Origin of the sequence: Faecalibacterium intestinale, assembly GCF_040096575.1 — a bacterium.
Taxonomy (GTDB): domain Bacteria; phylum Bacillota; class Clostridia; order Oscillospirales; family Ruminococcaceae; genus Faecalibacterium; species Faecalibacterium intestinale.
Map to the genome: position 1 here is coordinate 136,459 of NZ_JBBMEN010000001.1, position 17,948 is coordinate 154,406.

Below are 17,948 nucleotides of genomic sequence, written 5' to 3' on the forward strand. Positions count from 1 at the left end.
TGATTTGCGTGAAAAGGCAAATACCGGGCAGCCCGCAGACTGCCCGGTATTGCTGTATAAATCTTCTGCTTATGCTTCGTCCAAAACCTCTTCGGGATCCTCAATGGCGTCCTCGATAGTCTCCTCAACCTCCATCGTTTCTTCAGCGTCCGGGGCGGCAAACAACTCCTGAATCTGATCCCGCAGCCAGAGCAGACGGTTATCCAAAGCCTTGTCCCGTGCCAGCAGCGGCGCAATGATCTCGGGTTTGTCAGTGATCAGGTCATCCACGCCCAGCTGCAGCAGCTTTTCGGCATCCTGCTGACGGTTGATGGTCCATGCGGAGATGGTCTTGCCGCGCAGATGGATCTGCTGCACCATACCAGCGGTGATAAAGGTGGATTCTACGCTGAAAAAGTCTGCGGCAGGCAGATCGTAGTAGGTGCCTACGCCCAGCGCCAGAATATACCCGGTGGTAATGTCCGGGTCCAGTTCCTTTACCTTGCACAGGGTCTCGTAGCTCTGGGAGGTGACCACGCAGTCTGAACCGTAGTCGTATGCGTGAATCAGCCGTACCGTTTCGGCTTCCAATGTCGGCGTAAAGGTGCTGGGCTTGATCTCAATGTTCAGTTCTGCCTTGCCCTTGCACAGCGCCAGAACCTCTTCCAGCGTGGGAATATAGGAACCCGTGAACTGCCGATGGAACCAGCGCCCGGCATCCAGCTGCTGTACCTGTGCATAGGGCAGGTCGTAGATATTGGCGCTGTAGCCGGTGCACCGGCGCAGGCTGGTGTCGTGGGTCACCACGGCCACGCCGTCGGCGGTCATCTGCACGTCCAGCTCAATGCGGGGGCTGCCGTGCTCCAGCGCGGCCTCGAAGGCAGCCATGGTGTTCTCCGGCGCACGGGAAGAATAGCCACGGTGATAGGTGATCACCGGGTCGGCAAGGCCCAGCACGCTTTGCAGCGGCCGCGTTTGCGGGAACAGCAGGTACACCGCTGCCACGCCGCAGGTGACCAGTGCGGCACAGGCCATCATCCCGGCCAGCACCGTCTGCTCACGGTGCAGGGCAGGGAGCACACCGGAAATGGTCGGCTGCGCTGCATCGGACTGCCGGGGCGCTTCGTACAGTACCTCTGTAAGGGTGCTCTGCGCCGCCGTCATGGCACAGTCCATAAGCAGGCAAAGGAACGGTAACTCGATCAGCAGCGCCGCGCGGGAAAGCGCCAGCAGGGCAGCAGTGCTGGCAAAGCCGACACCTAGGATGACGCAATAGAACAGCGCTGCCCCGCACAGCAGCATCAGCCCGGTGCGCACTGCGGCGGTCAGCATCCAGCGCAGTGCCAGCGCAAGCAGCTGCCCGGCACGGCTGCGCAAAACCCGCAGGCTCTCCGCGAACGCACAGCCAAAACTTTTGCGCTCCAGCAGAAATTTTGGCAGAACCACAAGCCCGTCCAGCAGCAGTGCCAGCACAAAAAGCACCGCCAGAGCAAATAGAAAACGATTGGAGGAACGCGCCTTCAGCAGCCCCCAGAGATATTCCGGCACGGCAAACTGGGTCAGATGGTTTGCTGCCAGAAAAAAGTTCGTCAGCGGGATCAGGGCAGCGCCATACAGCATCAGTGGGAGATTCTGCGGCAGAAACACCCGCACAAGGCTGCAAAAGGCATCCCGGAACACCGCCCACGCCCGCAGCGGCTCGCCGTGCCGTACCCGCGTCAATAGTTGCAGCATCGTGGCAACCTCGTACAGGTTCCAGAAGGCTGCCAGCACCGCCAGCACGGCGATGCACCCGATAATGGCAGGGGAGGCAAAGATGCGGGAAGCGGTCTTATTGTTGAGGTAGCGGATGGGCGCGAACCGCAGCGTCAGTGCCCAGATCCGCTGCAACGCCGGTACGAACAAGAGGTTTGTCAGTACCTTATAAAACAGCAGAAAAAACAGAAATACCCGCCCCTTTGGCGAAAGCAGGGAACGGGCGGCATCGTGCAGAGAGCGGTAGGCCTGCTCCTGCTGCCGGAGCTTTGCGGAAAATCGCTTCAAGATAGCTTCAACCTCTTTTTTCGTTTTTACTGGGCTTTTCTCGTGCACTGCATAGGTACAGTTTGGCAGACTGCCCGGCAAATATGATTTTTAATATTTTATCGCAAGTCAAGAAATTAGTACAACATCCAAACAGCATATTTGCGATATGCAATTCAACGCTGTTGCTGTTGCATTAAAAAGTTGAATTGCTATAATATAGTGTAACATAAACGCAACGGAAAGAAAACGCGGCAGGCGGGTGCAGTTTCGCCAAAAAAATCGGAAAAATTTCTACATCCGCAAAAAGGGCGTGCGATAGCAGTTGCCCAGATAAAACGCGCAAAACGATGAATCGTTAAAAATTTGGCTTTCCATAAGCGATGGATGTTGAATCACATGGATTTTTATAGAATCCCTTGCATTTTTTTGCCAGCTTCTGTATAATAAATATAATTTTGAAAGCTCACACAGACAACCAGGAGGTCTAATTATGGCTTCAAAGATCAATAAGGGAGAAATCCTCGCCAAGTTCTTCGATGACGGGGAGTATACTGCGCTGTTTGCTGATGGTGCAGTGAGCGCTGCCTGCGGTTATGCCGCAGGTCAGCAGGCTTACGCCGTTTATCAGAACGGCGAGGCTGTTACCGTAAAGGATGTTGAAAAGAACATCAAGGTTCTGGAAATGGCTGCACAGACCGGCTGCCCGGTGGTCACCTTCTATAACTCGGTTGGTGCAAAGCTGACCGAGGGCCTGGACGTGCTGACTGTCAGCGCAAAGCTGAATGCACAGATTGCAAAGGTCTCCGGCGTTGTTCCGCAGGTGGCCGTTGTTCTGGGCGTCTGCGGCGGCACCAGCGCTCTGAGCGCTGCCAACGCAGACGTCTGCATCATGGCCGAGGGCGCAGAGCTGTTCTTCACCGCTCCGTTCACCTCCGCTGCTAAGGGCGATAAGGTCGCCGATGCAGGCAGCGCCGCCGCTGCCGCCAAGGCAGGTGTGGCTTCCATCGTGGCTGCCGATGCCGCAGAGGCTGCTGAAAAGGCCGCTCACATCGTGGGTCTGCTGCCCGCCAACAACCTGACCGGCCCGGCGATCTTCGAGTTCGAGCAGCCCACCGCTGTTCTGGCTGCCGGTGCCGAGCCTGCAAAGGCTGCTGCCGCTGTGATCGATAAGGACAGCGCTGTGGAGCTGTACGCAGGCTTTGGTAAGTCTGTCTACACTGCATTTGCAACCATCGGCGGCAACGCCGTGGGCGTTGTGGCAACCGGCAAGCAGCTGTGCCACAACTGCGTAGCCAAGGCTTCCCGCTTTGTGCGCTTGTGCGATGCTTTCAGCGTGCCTGTGGTCACCATCGTGGACACCGAGGGCTTTGTGCCCAGCGTTACCGATGACGTGGCCGGCGGCATCCGTGAAGCTGCCCGTCTGGCCGCTACCTACGCCGATGCTACCACCGCAAAGGTGGCTGTGCTGGCCGGCAAGGCTGTGGGTCCTGTGTACACCGCTCTGGCTGCTGCCGACCTGCGCATCGCTGTGACCGGCTGCACCGTCAGCGCACTGGAGCCCAGCGCCGCTGTCAGCGTGCTGTACAAGGACGAGATCGATGCTTCCGACAACATCATTGCCGCCACCAAGGCCAAGGCTGCTGCCTACACCGCTGAGGTGTGCAGCGCTGCCAGCGCAGTGGCTGCCGGTGCTGCCGATATGAGCTGCGATGCCGCCAATGTGCGTGCCAGCGTTGTGGCTGCACTGGAGCTGCTGAGCACCAAGCGTGCCGCCCGCCTGCCCAAGAAGCATGGCAATATGGCTCTGTAAGCGTCCGAATGTAAGTTAATTGAGTTCGATTTTGAATTGGAGGATCCTTCCATGAAGTACTACAATATTACTGTCAATGGTGTTGCTTACAGCGTTTCCGTTGAGGAAACTGCCGCAGGCGCTGCTCCTGTTGCTGCTGCTCCCGTTGCAGCACCCGCCGCACCCAAGGCCGCTCCCGCTCCCGCAGCTGCTCCCAAGGCAGCCGCCGGTGCAGCCGGTGCAGTTGCCGTCAAGGCTCCCATGCCCGGCAACATTCTGGATGTCAAGGTCGCTGCCGGTGCTTCTGTCAAGGCCGGCGACGTGCTGGTCATCCTCGAGGCCATGAAGATGGAGAACGAGATCGTTGCTCCGCAGGATGGCACCGTGGCTTCCATCAACGTGAACAAGGGCGATACCGTCAACTCCGGTGACGTTCTGGTTTCCATGAACTAAGGAAGAGGTGACAACCATGGCAAAAAAGCCGATCAAGGTGACCGAGGTCGTCCTGCGTGATGCGCACCAGTCTTTGCTGGCCACCCGTATGACCATGGACGAGATGCGCCCCATCCTGCCCGAAATGGACAAGATCAACTACTTCTCTGTGGAGTGCTGGGGCGGCGCTACGTTCGACAGCTGCATCCGCTTCCTGGACGAGGATCCTTGGGAGCGCCTGCGCATCCTGCGCAAGGAGCTGCCCCACCAGAAGCTGCAGATGCTGTTCCGCGGTCAGAATATGCTGGGCTACCGTCCCTACGCAGATGACGCTGTGGAGTACTTTGTACAGAAGTCTGTTGCCAACGGCATCGACGTCATCCGCATCTTCGACGCTCTGAACGACCCCCGCAACCTGCAGACCGCCATCAAGTCTGCCAACAAGGAGGGTGCTCATGTGCAGGGCTGCATCAGCTACACCCTGAGCCCTGTGCACAACAACGAGTACTTTGCAGCCTACGCTAAGACTCTGGAAGAGATGGGCGCAAACTCCATCTGCATCAAGGATATGGCCGGTCTGCTCACTCCCTATACCTGCTATGATCTGGTCAGGAAGCTGAAGGAGACCGTCAGCATCCCTGTGGATATCCACAGCCACTACACTGCAGGTCTGGCTTCCATGTCCATCCTCAAGGGCATCGAAGCAGGTGCCGACATCGTCGATACCGCTATGAGCCCCCTGAGCCTTGGTACCAGCCATATGCCCACCGAGAGCTTGGTAGCTGCCCTGCAGGGCACCGACTACGACACCGGTCTGGATCTGAAGCAGCTGAATGTCGTGCGCGCTTATTTTGCAAAGCTGCGCGAGAAGTACATCGCCAACGGTCAGATCAGCCCCAAGAGCCTTGGCGTGGACGCCAACACCCTGCTGTATCAGGTGCCGGGCGGTATGTTCTCCAATATGCTCAAGCAGCTGAAGGATGCCGGCAAGGAGGATAAGCTGGACGAAGTGCTGGCCGAGATTCCCCGCGTCCGTGAGGATGCAGGTTATCCGCCGCTGGTCACCCCCACCAGCCAGATCGTTGGCACGCAGGCTGTGTTCAACGTCATCATGGGCGAGCGCTACAAGATGGTCACCAAGGAGTTCAAGGGTCTGGTCCACGGCGACTACGGCAAGACTCCCGCTCCCATCAAGCCCGAGTTCACCAAGAAAATCCTTGGTGACGAGCAGCCCATCACCTGCCGCTTTGCCGACACACTGGCTCCCGAAATGGACAAGCTGAAGGCCGAAGCTGCCAAGTGGGCAACGCAGGAAGAAGACGTGCTGACCTACGCCATGTTCCCGCAGGTCGCACCCAAGTTCTTCGATAAGCGCAATGCTAAAAAGCAGGGCGTGGACGGTGACCATGTGGATTACACCAACCAGTCCCATCCTGTCTGATAAATAAGTTTCTTTCAGGGCTGCTGCACAAAAAGCTGTGCGGCAGCCCTTTTTGTATATCCGGCAAAGGCACAAAACAGGCTGCGCCGGGCAATGCCGGAAAAACTTCTGCATACACATTGACTTGCTGCCCAATACATTTTATAATGAAAGAAATGATCCCGGCAATACAATAAATGATGTGGAGGAAAATGCTATGCGAAGCATCCCGGAACAGCGCATTGCTGAGTTTCAGGAGCAGGACTATCAACGGTATTTTGGCATTTCAAAACTGGAATTTGACCGGATGCTCAAGGCTCTGCAGGAGGCTTACCGTCAGGAGCACAAACGTAAGACCCGCTTTACCAAGATCTCCATGATGGACAAGCTTATTCTGACCTTGATCTATCGCTACGAATACCGCACGATGGAAAGCATTGCCAAGGAATACGAGGTCTCTCTGGATACCATTGCCGACAACATCCATTGGGTGGAGCGCACGCTGCTCAACGCAGATATCCTGCAAACCAGCGTGACCTGCGTTTATAAGACGAACTGATGTTATGACCCTGCGTGAAAACGCGGGGTTATAATTTTTCAGGGGGGGAAGCTTCTAAAAAGCGGTAACTGCCGCAGCCATGTTGTTTTGACTGCGGACGGATGCACAGCAGTAAAAAATGGAAATCGTGTTTTTTGCGAGGATGCAGTCTGCACCTTGAATTTTTCAGAAAAGAATAGTAAAATGATGCTATATGTATCGTAACATGGGCTTGTGTGCCCAAAGCGGATACCTATACAGAAAAAACGAAGTTAAACCGCAAAAGAATAGGAGCTAGTATGATCTTAAGCATGACCGGTTTCGGCAGGGGGACTGCCGTGCTCAATGGCCGTGAGATCACTGTGGAGCTGCGCAGCGTGAACTCCCGCTATTTCGAGTATTCCTCCCGCATCCCGCGCACCTGCAGTTCTCTGGACAGCCGCCTGAAAAAGCAGCTCAACCAGCGGATCTCCCGCGGCAAGGTGGAGCTTAGCATGACCGTGCAGAACGTGGACGCAGCGGATACCGTGGTCGCCGTCAATATGGAGCTTGCCCGCAGCTATCAGCAGGCGATGCGGGCCTTGTCTGAGCAGCTGGGGGTCAAAAATGATGTGTCCACCGCCGTTCTGACCCGTTTCCCGGATGTGCTGACCACCCGCCACGCCGATGTGGACGAGGAGCAGCTGTGGCAGGATGTGTCTGCCGTCGCCGCGCAGGCGCTGGATCGCTTTGTGGAGATGCGCGCCGCCGAGGGTGCCAAGATGAAGGCAGACGTGGAAAGCCGCCTTGCGTTTCTGGAACAGTGCGTCGGCAAGGTGGAAGCTTTGAGTGCAGGCCGGGTAGAGAACTACACCAACCGCCTGTACGAAAAACTCAAGGTCATCCTGCAGGATCGTGATATCGATGATGCCCGTGTGCTGACCGAGGCCGCCATCTTTGGCGATAAGACCGCCGTGGATGAGGAGACTGTCCGTCTGCGCAGCCACATTGCGCAGTACCGCGATATCCTGCAGCTGGACGAGCCCGTGGGCCGCAAGCTGGATTTCCTGACGCAGGAGCTGAACCGCGAGACCAACACCATTGGCTCCAAGTGTCAGGATCTGGATATCACACGCATCGTGGTGGATATGAAAGCGGAGATCGAAAAGATCCGCGAGCAGATCCAGAATCTGGAATAATATGTTGTGGAGGAGCCTATGAAACTCATCAACATCGGCTTTGGCAATATGGTCAGTGCGGGGCGCGTGGTGGCAGTCGTCAGCCCGGACTCTGCACCGGTCAAGCGTCTGGTGAAGGAAGCGCGTGAGCGCGGGATGCTGATCGATGCCTCTTATGGCCGCAGCACCCGGGCGGTGCTTATCATGGACTCCGATCATGTCGTGCTGTCCGCCCTTCAGCCCGAAACGGTGGCAAGCCGCGCCGCCGGGCAGGAGGGCAGAGCATCAATGGAGGAAGAAGCATCTCATGGCGAATGATAAATTTCTGTTTGTGGTTTCCGGCGCAGCCGGTACCGGCAAGGACAGCGTGGTCAAGGCTCTGCGCGAGGCACACCCCGAGATCGAAAAGACCGTCTCTGCCACCACCCGCACCCCGCGCCCCGGCGAGCAGGAGGGTGTGGACTACTACTACCGCACCCGGGAGCAGTTTCAGCAGCTGCTGGAGAATGATCAGGTGGTAGAGCACAACTTCTATAACGGCAACTACTACGGCACCCTGAAGTCTGAGGTGGAAAAGCGGCTGGAAGCCGGCAAGGTGGTCGTGCTGGTCATCGATGTGCACGGCGCTGCCAATATCCGCCGGATGTTCCCGGGCGCTACCACCGTGTTTCTGCTGCCGCCCTCTGTGGAGGAGTTGGAGCACCGTCTGCGCGGCCGCGGCACTGAGACCGAGGAAAGCATTCAGGAACGTCTTGCCACCGCCCGGCAGGAGCTGGCCGAGCAGGATAAGTTTACCGTAAAGCTGGTCAACAACCAGATCGAGCCCTGCGCCGCAGAGCTGTATCAGGTCATCTGTCAGCGTGCCGGGCTGCAAGGCTGAAAAATCAAGCGTTGAAGGAGTTGGACGAATGCCCAAAACGGTAGGCGTTGCCGTCAGCAATGCGACCTTCCATTTTGATAAGCTGTACACCTACGCCGTTCTGCCGGAGCACCAGAATGCGGTGCGTCTGGGCAGCATGGTGCTGGTGCCCTTTGGCAAGGGCAGCCGCGCCCGCATGGGCGTGGTGCTGGCCTGCGATGCCGAGCCGGAGCACTCCAAGCTGAAATATCTGTTCGATGTAGCCCCGGCCTCGGCCTGTCTGACACCGGAGTTGTTGCGGCTGGTGCATTTTTTAAAGGAGCGCACCTTTTGCACCTATTACGAGGCCGTCAAGGCGGTCATTCCGTATGGTGCGCAGTATAAGCCAGCCGTGGCGGCAGACGGTGTGACCCCGGTGCTGCAAAAGCAGCTTACCCGTCACACCGAAAACGCCTACAAGCTGGTGGGCACACTGCCGCAAAAGCCAAAACCTACGGCAAAGCAGCTGGCAGCGGTGGCATTGCTGAGCGGCGGCCCTCGCACCCTGAACGAGCTGGAGGATAAAGGCATCAGCCGCGCGGTGCTGGATAACCTGTGCACCAAGGGCGTGCTGGAATGCAGCAAGGTGAATAAGTCCATCGACCTGTACGCCTCCATTCCGCTGCGCAACGACCCTATCGCCCTCACGGAGCAGCAACAGGCCGCTTACGATACGTTGCTGCCCAAGTTAGAAGATACCGCACCCCATTCGGCGCTGCTGTATGGTGTGACCGGCAGCGGCAAGACGCTGGTGTTTTTAAAGCTGATTTCCCGCTGTCTGGAGCTTGGCCGCAAGGCGCTGGTGCTGGTGCCGGAGATCAGCCTGACCCCGCAGATGATCCTACGGCTCAAGGGGCAGTTCGGCCGCCGGGTGGCGGTGCAGCACTCCGCACTCAACCACACCGAACGCCTGCTGCAATGGCAGATGATCCAGGATGGCGGTGCAGATATCGTGGTTGGTACCCGCAGCGCAGTGTTTTCGCCGCTGGAAAACATCGGCCTTATCATCATTGATGAGGAGCAGGAGCACACCTACCGGTCGGAATCCGCGCCGCGCTACTCTGCCCACGAGGTTGCCCGGCAGCGCGCCGCCGAAAACGGTGCACTGCTGCTTCTGGCCAGCGCCACCCCCAGCACCGAGAGCTTTTACGCTGCGCAGAATGGCCGCACCCAGCTGGTGCGTCTGACCAAGCGCTACGGCGGCAACCCGCTGCCCAGTGTGCAGATCGTGGATATGCGGGCAGAGCTGGCTGCGGGCAACCCCCGGGAGATCAGCCTTGCGCTGGAAGACGCCATCCGCCGCAATCTGGACGCGGAAAAGCAGACAATCCTTCTGCTCAACCGCCGGGGCTACCAGACCATTGCCCAGTGCGAGGACTGCCGCGAGGTGCTCAAGTGTCCAAAGTGCAGCGTGCCCATGGTGTACCACAAATCAGCGCATAAGGTGCTGTGCCACTACTGCGGCTCCCAGCAGGAGCCGCCGCCCACCCTTTGCCCGGCCTGCGGCGGCAAGCTGCAGTACCGGGGCTTTGGCACCCAGAAGGCTGAGGAGGAGCTGGCAAAGCTCTTCCCGGAGGCACGGGTGCTGCGCATGGATCAGGACTCTACCGCCGCCAAGGATGCCCACGAAAAGCTGCTTGCCAAATTTGCAGCGCATGAATACGACATCATGGTGGGTACCCAGATGGTGGCAAAAGGGCTGGACTTCGAGGATGTGACCCTTGTGGGCGTTCTGGGCATTGATTCGCTGCTGTTTGCACAGGGTTTCCGGGCATACGAGAACGTGTTCAGCCTGATTACGCAGGTGGTGGGACGCAGCGGCCGCGCAAAAGAGCCCGGCTTTGCTATCATCCAGACCACCGACCCGGACAACCCGGTGCTCACCCTTGCCGCCGCACAGGATTACGATGCCTTCTACGAGCAGGAGATCGCTTACCGCAAGCTCGGTTTGTACCCGCCCTTCTGTGGGCTGTGCGTCATCGGCTTTGCCGGTGCAAAGGAGAACGAGGTGGCGCGTGCCGCTGCCCGGTTCTCGGCGCTTTTAGGGCAGCAGGCGGCCAAGCAGCCGGATCTGCCCCTGCGCATTCTGGGGCCTACGCCCGGCAGCATTGAAAAAATCAACGACACCTACCGCTATAAGCTCACCGTCAAGTGCCGCAACGACCGCCGCTTCCGCGACCTTGTGCGTGCTGCACTGGCACTGTATGAAAAAGAAAAACTGCCGTCCAAGGCGTCGGTCGTGGTAGATCTGCATTCGGACGGTGACATCTGATAAAACTGGAGGTACCATTATGGCTATCCGTAATATTGTTAAAGAAGGCGACCCCATCCTGAACAAGGTCTGCCGCCCTGTGACCAATTTTGACGACCGTCTGGCTACTCTGCTGGACGATATGCGCGAGACCATGATCGCCGCCGACGGCGTGGGTCTGGCCGGCCCGCAGGTAGGCATGATGCGCCGCCTGTTCGTGGTGTGGGACACCACCGATGCCCCGGAGGAGATCCCCGAGGATTACGAGTACAAGTTCATTGACTTCGTCAACCCTGAGATCCTTGCTGTTTCTGAGGAAGAGGAGACTGCCTACGAGGGCTGCCTGTCCTTCCCGGGACACAACGGCGCTGTGACCCGCCCCGTTGCCGTCAAGGTGCGTGCGCAGGATCGCAACGGCGAATGGTTCGAGCTGGAAGCTGACGGCCTGCTGGGTCGCTGCATCCAGCACGAGAACGACCATCTGGACGGCATCACCATCATGGAGTCCAGCGAGTACTTCTATGAGGATACCGAGGAAGGCAAAAAGGCCGCCCGCGAAGCGAAAGGAAACAACTGATGCGCATTTTGTTCATGGGCACGCCGGATATTGCTGCCGAGTGCCTGAAAGCCCTGTATGCCGCCGGGCACGATATCTGTGCCGTGTACACCCGGCGGGATAAGCCGGTCGGCCGCAAGCAGGTGCTCACCGCGCCGCCGGTCAAGGAGGTTGCACTGGCGCACGGCACACCTGTGTTCCAGCCCCGCACCCTGCGGGACGGCAGCGAGGATGAAAACATCCACGCCCTCGCCCCGGAGCTGATCGTGGTGGTGGCCTATGGCTGCATCCTGCCGAAGTCCGTGCTGGAAATGCCCCGCTATGGCTGCATCAACCTGCACGTTTCGCTGCTGCCGAAATATCGCGGCAGCGCCCCGGTACAGTGGTCGGTGCTGAACGGCGATGCCGAGACCGGCGTTTCCATCATGCAGATGGATGAGGGTCTGGATACCGGCGATGTGCTGTACTGCAAAAAAATTACCATCGACCCCGAGGAGACCAGCGGCGAATTGTTTGACCGCGTTACCGCTGTGGGCGCCGAAGCTCTGTGCGAGACTATTCCCCAGATCGCCGCAGGTACCCTGACGGCTGTGCCGCAAGACCACGAAAACGCCACCCTTGCCCCCATGCTGAACAAGGAGATGGCAGAGTTCCACCTGACTGACTCTGCCGCCCATATCCATAACTGGGTGCGCGGCATGAATCCTTGGCCGGGTGCGTGGTTTATCACTTCCGGCGGCAAAAAACTTAAGGTGATGTCCTGCCGCGTGGCTGCCGCCAACGGTGAAGCCCCCGGCACTGTGCTGGCCACAAAGCCCCTGACCGTAGCCTGCGGCGAGGGTGCTATCCAGCTGCTGGAAGTCGTGCCGGAGGGCAAAAAGCCCATGGATGGCACCGCCTTTGCAGCAGGTCTGCGCCTGAAAACGGGGGATAGCCTCTGATGGCCGCAAATCCGCGTGCGGCGGCAGTTGCCGCACTGGTACGGCAGGAGCAGGACGGCTTTTCCAATCTGGTGCTGGACGCAGAACTCAAGCGCCAGAAGCTGGAAGGCCGGGATAAGGCCTTTGCAAGTGCCATCTTCTACACCGTATTGGAGCACCGCGGCACGCTGGACTATATTCTGGAGCAGTTTCTGCCCAAGGGTCTGGCAAAGCTGGATGCACCCGTGCGGGAGATTCTGCGCGCTGCACTGGCACAGGCGCGCTATATGCAGGTGCCTGTCTCCGCTGCGGTGAACGAAGCGGTCAAGCTGACCCGCACCTTTAAAAAATCCAGCGCTTCCGGCCTTGTCAATGCTGTGCTGCGCAAGGCCTGCGGCTATGATTTAGACGCTGCCGTCTTTACAGACGAGATCCAGCGCCTGATGGTGCTTGGCTCTGCCGGGCGGGATGTGGCGGAATTCCTCCACAAAAACTACCCGGATGAAGCACTGGGCATCCTGACCCATCAGGCTGATAATGGGTTGACCAGCCTGCGCGCAAATCCTATTAAGGCCAGCGCTGCACAGCTGTGTGCGCTGCTCACAGAGCAGGGCGCAGCAGAGGTGCGGCAGGGCATCGTGCCCGGCAGTGTGCTGGCACGGTTTGCGGGCAGCCCGGCAGACAACGAGCTGTTCCGGCAGGGGTACTACCATGTGGAGGGGCAGGCCAGTCAGCTGGCAGCTCTTTGCGTGGGTGCAGCCCCCGGTGAGACGGTACTGGACCTGTGCGCTGCCCCCGGCGGCAAGACCATTCTGCTGGCCGAGCAGATGCAGGGCACGGGAGAACTGTACAGCTGTGATGCGGCAGAAAACCGTGTAGGGCTGATCCGCACCGCTGTGGATCGCATGGGCTTTGCCGGGGTGCACACCCTGTGCAACGATGCCACCAAGCCGAACCCTGCACTGCCCATGGCAGACCGCATCCTGACGGATGTGCCCTGCAGCGGCTTGGGCATTCTGGCAAAAAAGCCGGATCTCCGCTATAAAAAACTGGAAGCTGCCCGGCAGGCAGAACTGCTTGCCACACAGGCGGCAATTCTGGATACCGCTGCGGCGCTGCTCAAGGCGGGCGGGCGGCTGGTCTACTCCACCTGCACCATCGACCCGGCAGAAAATCAGCAGCAAATAGCAGCCTTTTTGCAGCGTCACCCGGAATTTGAGGTCTGCGCGCCGGATGTACCGCTGCCCGCCGGGATGACGGCAGGGGAGCACGGCTGCCTTTCGGTGCCCACCCGTACCGGCATGGACGGTTTTTTCCTGTGTGTGCTGCAAAAAGCCGCCGCAACGCAATAAGCACGACCTTTGTGGGTCGTATCCTCTTATAGGAGAACAGAATGGAACAAAAACGCTGTATTTCTTCCCTGACGCTGGCAGAATTGACTGCTGAACTGAAAGCGCTGGGACAGCCGGGTTTCCGGGCAAAGCAGATCTTCCACTGGGTGCACCAGAAACTGGTCACCGAGTTTTCTGCCATGACCGACCAGCCCAAGACCCTGCTGGCAAAGCTGGAAGAAACCTTTTATATCGCTGCACCGCAGATCGAACGCCGTCAGGAAGCTAAGGACGGTACTGTGAAGTATCTGCTGCGCATGGCAGACGGCAACTGCATCGAGACTGTTGTCATGCGTTACCACTACGGCAATACCGTGTGCGTGTCCACGCAGGTGGGCTGCCGCATGGGCTGCCGGTTCTGCGCTTCCACGCAGGCGGGGCGGGTGCGTAACCTTGAAGCAGGCGAGATCTGCTCCGAGATCTACACTGCCCAGAAGGATATCGGCGAGCGCATCTCGCATATCGTGCTCATGGGCATCGGCGAGCCGCTGGATAACTTTGACGAGGTGATGCGCTTTTTGGAGAACATCACCTCGCCCGAGGGCGTCAATATCGGGATGCGCAACATCAGCCTTTCCACCTGCGGCCTTGTGCCTAAGATCGACCAGCTGGCAGAGAAAAAACTGCAGCTTACCCTTTCCATCTCGCTGCACGCACCCACCAACCAGATCCGCAGCAGCATGATGCCGGTCAACGATGCCTACCCGGTGGAGCAGCTGATCCAGACCGTGCGCCGGTATCAGGAGACCACCGGCCGCCGGGTCAGCTTTGAATATTCCATGGTGCGCGGTGTCAATGATTCTGATATCTGCGCAAAGCAGCTGGCGGACCTGATCCGGGGCATGGGTGCTCATGTAAATCTGATCCCCATCAACCCGGTGGACGGCAGTCCGTACTCCGCTACGGATGCAGCCAATGTGCGCCGGTTCCAGCAAAAGCTTGAAAGCCTTGGCGTAAACGCCACGGTGCGCCGCCGCCTTGGCAGCGAGATCAGTGCCGCCTGCGGCCAGCTACGCCGCGACGAAATGAACGGCAAGGCATAAATAGAGGGAGAAACCTATGAAACTTGCAGGAAAAACGGATGTAGGACGCGTCCGGCAGGACAATCAGGATGACTACCGTGCCGGGGAGCTGCCCGGCGATGCAGCCTGGGCGCTGGTGTGCGATGGCATGGGCGGCGCACGCGGCGGGCGGGAAGCCTCGCAGTGTGCGTGCAGCGTCATCGAGCGCTGCTTTCAGGAGCAGTACAGCCAGTGCATCCCCGGCGAAGAGGAGACTTTTTTAAAGAAGGCACTGCTCAGCGCCAACCGCTATGTGTTCCAGAAGGCACTGCGGGAGGAGTCTCTGGCCGGTATGGGCACCACTGCCGTCTGCGCTCTGGTGCGCGGCGGCAAGGCCTATCTGAGCCACGCGGGCGATTCCCGCGCCTACCTGTACCGGGACGGTAAGCTGGCGCAGCTGACCCACGACCACTCCTATGTGCAGGAGCTGGTGGACTGCGGCACCATCACGCAGGAGCAGGCAGAGCATCACCCGCAGAAAAACATCATCACCCGGGCGCTGGGTGTGGATTACCGACTGGAGCCGGAGTTCACCACCGTGGCGCTGCAGGCAGGGGACGTTCTGCTGCTGTGCACGGATGGCCTGACCAATGCCGTGCCCACAGAGCAGCTGGAGCAGCTGCTGCGCAGCGGGTCTTTTTATGATCTGCCGGATGTTCTGATCCGCACCGCCAATGAAAACGGCGGCCCAGACAATATCACCGCCCTGCTGGTGGGGGTAGAGCCGATGGAGGTGCGCCATGGATAACCTGATCGGTAAAAGACTGGACGGCCTATACGAGGTGCAGGAACTGATCGGCTCCGGCGGCATGGCCAATGTGTATAAGGCGGTCATGCGGGGACAGAACGGCCCCGTGCCCGCCGGGACTGTGGTGGCCGTCAAGGTGCTGCGGCAGGAATATATGCACGACCCGGATCTTGTTCGCCGCTTTAAAAACGAATCCAAGGCCATCTCCCTGCTGAACCACCCCAATATCGTCAAGGTGTACGATGTTTCGGTCAACGACCATCTGCAATATATTGTCATGGAGTATGTGGACGGCATGACCCTGCGGGAGTACCTCAACGAGCGGGGCGGCAAACTCTCCAGCCGGGAGACTGTGCACTTCATCTCCCAGATCCTCAAGGCGCTGGAGCACGCCCACGCCAACGGCGTCGTGCACCGGGATATCAAGCCCCAGAATATTATGCTGCTGGATAACGGCCAGCTGCGCATGATGGACTTCGGCATTGCCCGTATTTCCCGGGCAGATAACCAGATGCTGGCCGGCAAGGCGATGGGCAGCGTGCATTATATCAGCCCGGAGCAGGCAAAAGGGGACGAGACCGACCGCACCAGCGACATTTACTCGGTAGGCGTCATGATGTACGAGATGCTCTCCGGTCATCTGCCCTTTGATGCCGATGATGTGGTGGAGGTCGCCATCAAGCAGATCTCGGACGAGCCCCGCTCGCTGCACGAGCTGGCACCGGAGGTGCCCTATGCGCTGGTGGAGATTACCGAAAAGGCTATGGCGAAGCTCCCCCAGAACCGTTACCCCTCGGCACGGGCGATGCTGGAAGCACTGGATACCTATGTGCAGAACCCCTCCGTGCTGTTTGAATATCATTATATTACAGAAGAAGCACCCGAAAAGGTGGTGAAACGTACTATGAATCAGAACCGCGCGATCCGTCAGAACGAACAGCCTGCCCCCCGCAAAAACGGCAAGGGTAAGCCGGGCAAAAAACGCCGCACCGTCTTTTTGCCTGCCCTGTTCGGCATCACCATTGCCTTTGCACTGGCCTGCATGGCACTGTGCTGGATGATCCTGAACGACTCCTCTAACCTGATGAACAACAAGGCCGATGTCACCCTTGGGGACTATATCGGCATGACCAAGGATCAGGCCATGGCCACGGATCAGATCGCATCCGGCCAGATCTCCCCGGAGTGGGAAGAAGAGTATAACAGCAACTATGCCGCCGGTTATATCTATAAGCAGTCGCCGGTGTCCGGCCGCACCGTCCGCGAGGGTCAGAGCGTGACGCTGACCGTCAGTCTGGGCACTCAGTATGTCACCGTGCCGGATCTGACCAACTATGTGCAGTCCGATGCAGAGCAGCAGCTCAAGGCACTGGGCGTTTCGGTGCTAGTCACGCAGGCTGTGGATACCTCAGTGGCCTCCGGTGCGGTCATCCGTACCGACCCTGCCGCCGGTACGCAGGTGGCAGCAGGCTCCACGGTCATCCTTTATATCAGCCGTCCGCAGGTGTCCACCACCACCAAGGTGCCCTCGCTTACCGGCATGAGCGTGGATGATGCCCGCACCCTGCTGGTGCAGAACCATCTGGGTCTTGGCAGCCAGAGCGAAGAATACAGCGACCAGCCCGCAGGCACGGTGCTCAGCCAGAACCCTGCAGCAGGTACCACCGCGAAGCTGAACAGCCGCGTAAACGTTGTGGTCAGCGCAGGCACTGCACCGGCGCAGGAACCGGAGCAGCCGGGCAGTGACGGTACTTCCGGCACTACTGGTGAAGGCTCTACCGGCGGCGAGAGCACCGGCGGCAGCAGCGAGCCGAGCTCCAGCAGCAGCTCCACAGGCGGCGGTATTCTGGACTGGTGGTCCTCGCTGCTGGGCTGACGGAGGATATGCATGAACGGTTATATCGTAAAAGGCATTGGCGGCTTTTACTATGTAAAAACGCCGGATGGCATCGTGGAGTGCAAGCCCCGCGGCATCTTCCGCAAGCAGAAGATCACCCCTGTGGCAGGAGATGAGGTAACGCTGGAGACCGAAAACGGTGCGGCGGTCATTGCACAGATCGCCCCCCGTAAAAACGTTTTTGTGCGCCCGCCGGTGGCAAATCTGGATGTGCTGTTTCTTGTGGCAAGCACTACCCAGCCCACCCCCAGCACGCTGGTGCTGGATAAGCTTTCCGCCATTGCGGTGGATAAGGGCGTACAGCCGGTGGTGGTGTGCACCAAAAGCGACCTTGCCGAAGCAGATTTTCTGGCAAACGCCTATGCAAAGTCCACTCTGCCGTTTATCCGCATCGACTACGAAGGCGGCGCAGGGCTGGACGAAGTAAAACAGTGGATCAACGGCAGGCTGTGCGCTTTCTGCGGCAACTCCGGAGTGGGAAAATCCACCCTGCTGAATGCACTGCTGCCGGACGCTGCCCGCGAGACCAGCGCCATCAGCCAGAAGCTGGGACGCGGCCGACACACCACCCGTGAGGTGACCATCTTTGAAGCCTACGGCGGACGCATTGCCGACACCCCGGGCTTTGCCAGCTTGGAAGCTAACCGTGCCGGGTTCATCCCCAAGGAGAATCTGGAACACGCCTTCCCGGAGTTCGGTCCTTATCTGGGTCAGTGCCAGTTTACCGGCTGCTCCCACCGCAGCGAAAAAGGCTGCGCTGTGCGGGCGGCGCTGGCAGAGGGCAAACTTTCCCAGACCCGGTACGACAGCTACTGCGCCATGTACGACGAAGTAAAGGATGTCAAGGACTGGCAGCGCCCGAAAGTGTAATACGGAAGGAAGAATA

At 58.9% G+C, this 17,948-nt stretch carries 16 protein-coding genes; 15 read left to right on the top strand and 1 reads right to left on the bottom strand.

All coding sequences use genetic code 11. The features are described from left to right. Positions 1-69: 69 nt before the first annotated feature. A complete protein-coding gene (locus WMO20_RS00600) occupies positions 70-2,022 on the bottom strand; it encodes a glycerophosphodiester phosphodiesterase family protein (RefSeq protein ID WP_349185511.1) in 1,953 nt (650 codons plus the stop codon). Between the two features lie 472 nt (positions 2,023-2,494). Between WMO20_RS00600 and WMO20_RS00605 the strand changes: the two genes are divergently transcribed. From WMO20_RS00605 to rsgA, 15 genes are all read left to right on the top strand, one after another. Further along, positions 2,495-3,814: a carboxyl transferase domain-containing protein gene (locus WMO20_RS00605; protein ID WP_349185512.1), complete on the top strand. Its 1,320-nt coding sequence runs from the start codon at positions 2,495-2,497 to the stop codon at positions 3,812-3,814. A gap of 51 nt (positions 3,815-3,865) precedes the next feature. Then, complete coding sequence (locus WMO20_RS00610; RefSeq protein WP_112089852.1) at positions 3,866-4,246, top strand: biotin/lipoyl-containing protein; 381 nt, start codon at positions 3,866-3,868, stop codon at positions 4,244-4,246. Between the two features lie 16 nt (positions 4,247-4,262). Continuing rightward, positions 4,263-5,666 carry an oxaloacetate decarboxylase subunit alpha gene (locus WMO20_RS00615; protein ID WP_270563681.1) on the top strand — a complete coding sequence of 468 codons (1,404 nt, stop codon included), beginning with the start codon at positions 4,263-4,265 and terminating at the stop codon, positions 5,664-5,666. Between the two features lie 196 nt (positions 5,667-5,862). Next, positions 5,863-6,204: a helix-turn-helix domain-containing protein gene (locus WMO20_RS00620; protein WP_112089854.1), complete on the top strand. Its 342-nt coding sequence runs from the start codon at positions 5,863-5,865 to the stop codon at positions 6,202-6,204. Positions 6,205-6,482: 278 nt separating this feature from the next. Further along, positions 6,483-7,361 carry a YicC/YloC family endoribonuclease gene (locus WMO20_RS00625; protein ID WP_349185513.1) on the top strand — a complete coding sequence of 293 codons (879 nt, stop codon included), beginning with the start codon at positions 6,483-6,485 and terminating at the stop codon, positions 7,359-7,361. Between the two features lie 18 nt (positions 7,362-7,379). Further along, positions 7,380-7,658, top strand: coding sequence for a DUF370 domain-containing protein (locus WMO20_RS00630; protein WP_112089856.1), 279 nt, complete (start codon positions 7,380-7,382; stop codon positions 7,656-7,658). Next, complete coding sequence (gene gmk / locus WMO20_RS00635) at positions 7,648-8,220, top strand: guanylate kinase (protein ID WP_055184458.1); 573 nt, start codon at positions 7,648-7,650, stop codon at positions 8,218-8,220. Before WMO20_RS00630 ends, gmk begins: the two co-directional genes overlap by 11 nt. Before the next feature lie 28 nt (positions 8,221-8,248). Beyond that, complete coding sequence (priA, locus tag WMO20_RS00640) at positions 8,249-10,510, top strand: replication restart helicase PriA (RefSeq protein ID WP_349185514.1); 2,262 nt, start codon at positions 8,249-8,251, stop codon at positions 10,508-10,510. A gap of 19 nt (positions 10,511-10,529) precedes the next feature. Continuing rightward, positions 10,530-11,066: a peptide deformylase gene (def, locus tag WMO20_RS00645; protein WP_005926004.1), complete on the top strand. Its 537-nt coding sequence runs from the start codon at positions 10,530-10,532 to the stop codon at positions 11,064-11,066. Further along, a complete protein-coding gene (gene fmt, locus WMO20_RS00650; protein ID WP_349185515.1) occupies positions 11,066-11,986 on the top strand; it encodes a methionyl-tRNA formyltransferase in 921 nt (306 codons plus the stop codon). The genes def and fmt overlap by 1 nt, the downstream gene beginning before the upstream one ends. Continuing rightward, a complete protein-coding gene (gene rsmB / locus WMO20_RS00655) occupies positions 11,986-13,317 on the top strand; it encodes a 16S rRNA (cytosine(967)-C(5))-methyltransferase RsmB (RefSeq protein ID WP_349185516.1) in 1,332 nt (443 codons plus the stop codon). The genes fmt and rsmB overlap by 1 nt, the downstream gene beginning before the upstream one ends. Positions 13,318-13,358: 41 nt before the next feature. Further along, on the top strand, positions 13,359-14,399 hold the full coding sequence (rlmN, locus tag WMO20_RS00660; RefSeq protein WP_112089861.1) for a dual-specificity RNA methyltransferase RlmN: 1,041 nt from the start codon (positions 13,359-13,361) through the stop codon (positions 14,397-14,399). Between the two features lie 16 nt (positions 14,400-14,415). Then, the gene (locus WMO20_RS00665) at positions 14,416-15,165 is read left to right on the top strand and encodes a Stp1/IreP family PP2C-type Ser/Thr phosphatase (protein WP_112089862.1); all 750 of its coding nucleotides are present in this window, start codon (positions 14,416-14,418) and stop codon (positions 15,163-15,165) included. Further along, positions 15,158-17,041, top strand: coding sequence for a Stk1 family PASTA domain-containing Ser/Thr kinase (gene pknB, locus WMO20_RS00670; RefSeq protein WP_349185517.1), 1,884 nt, complete (start codon positions 15,158-15,160; stop codon positions 17,039-17,041). The genes WMO20_RS00665 and pknB overlap by 8 nt, the downstream gene beginning before the upstream one ends. Positions 17,042-17,053: 12 nt before the next feature. Next, positions 17,054-17,932 carry a ribosome small subunit-dependent GTPase A gene (gene rsgA / locus WMO20_RS00675; protein ID WP_349185518.1) on the top strand — a complete coding sequence of 293 codons (879 nt, stop codon included), beginning with the start codon at positions 17,054-17,056 and terminating at the stop codon, positions 17,930-17,932. Positions 17,933-17,948: the final 16 nt, after the last annotated feature.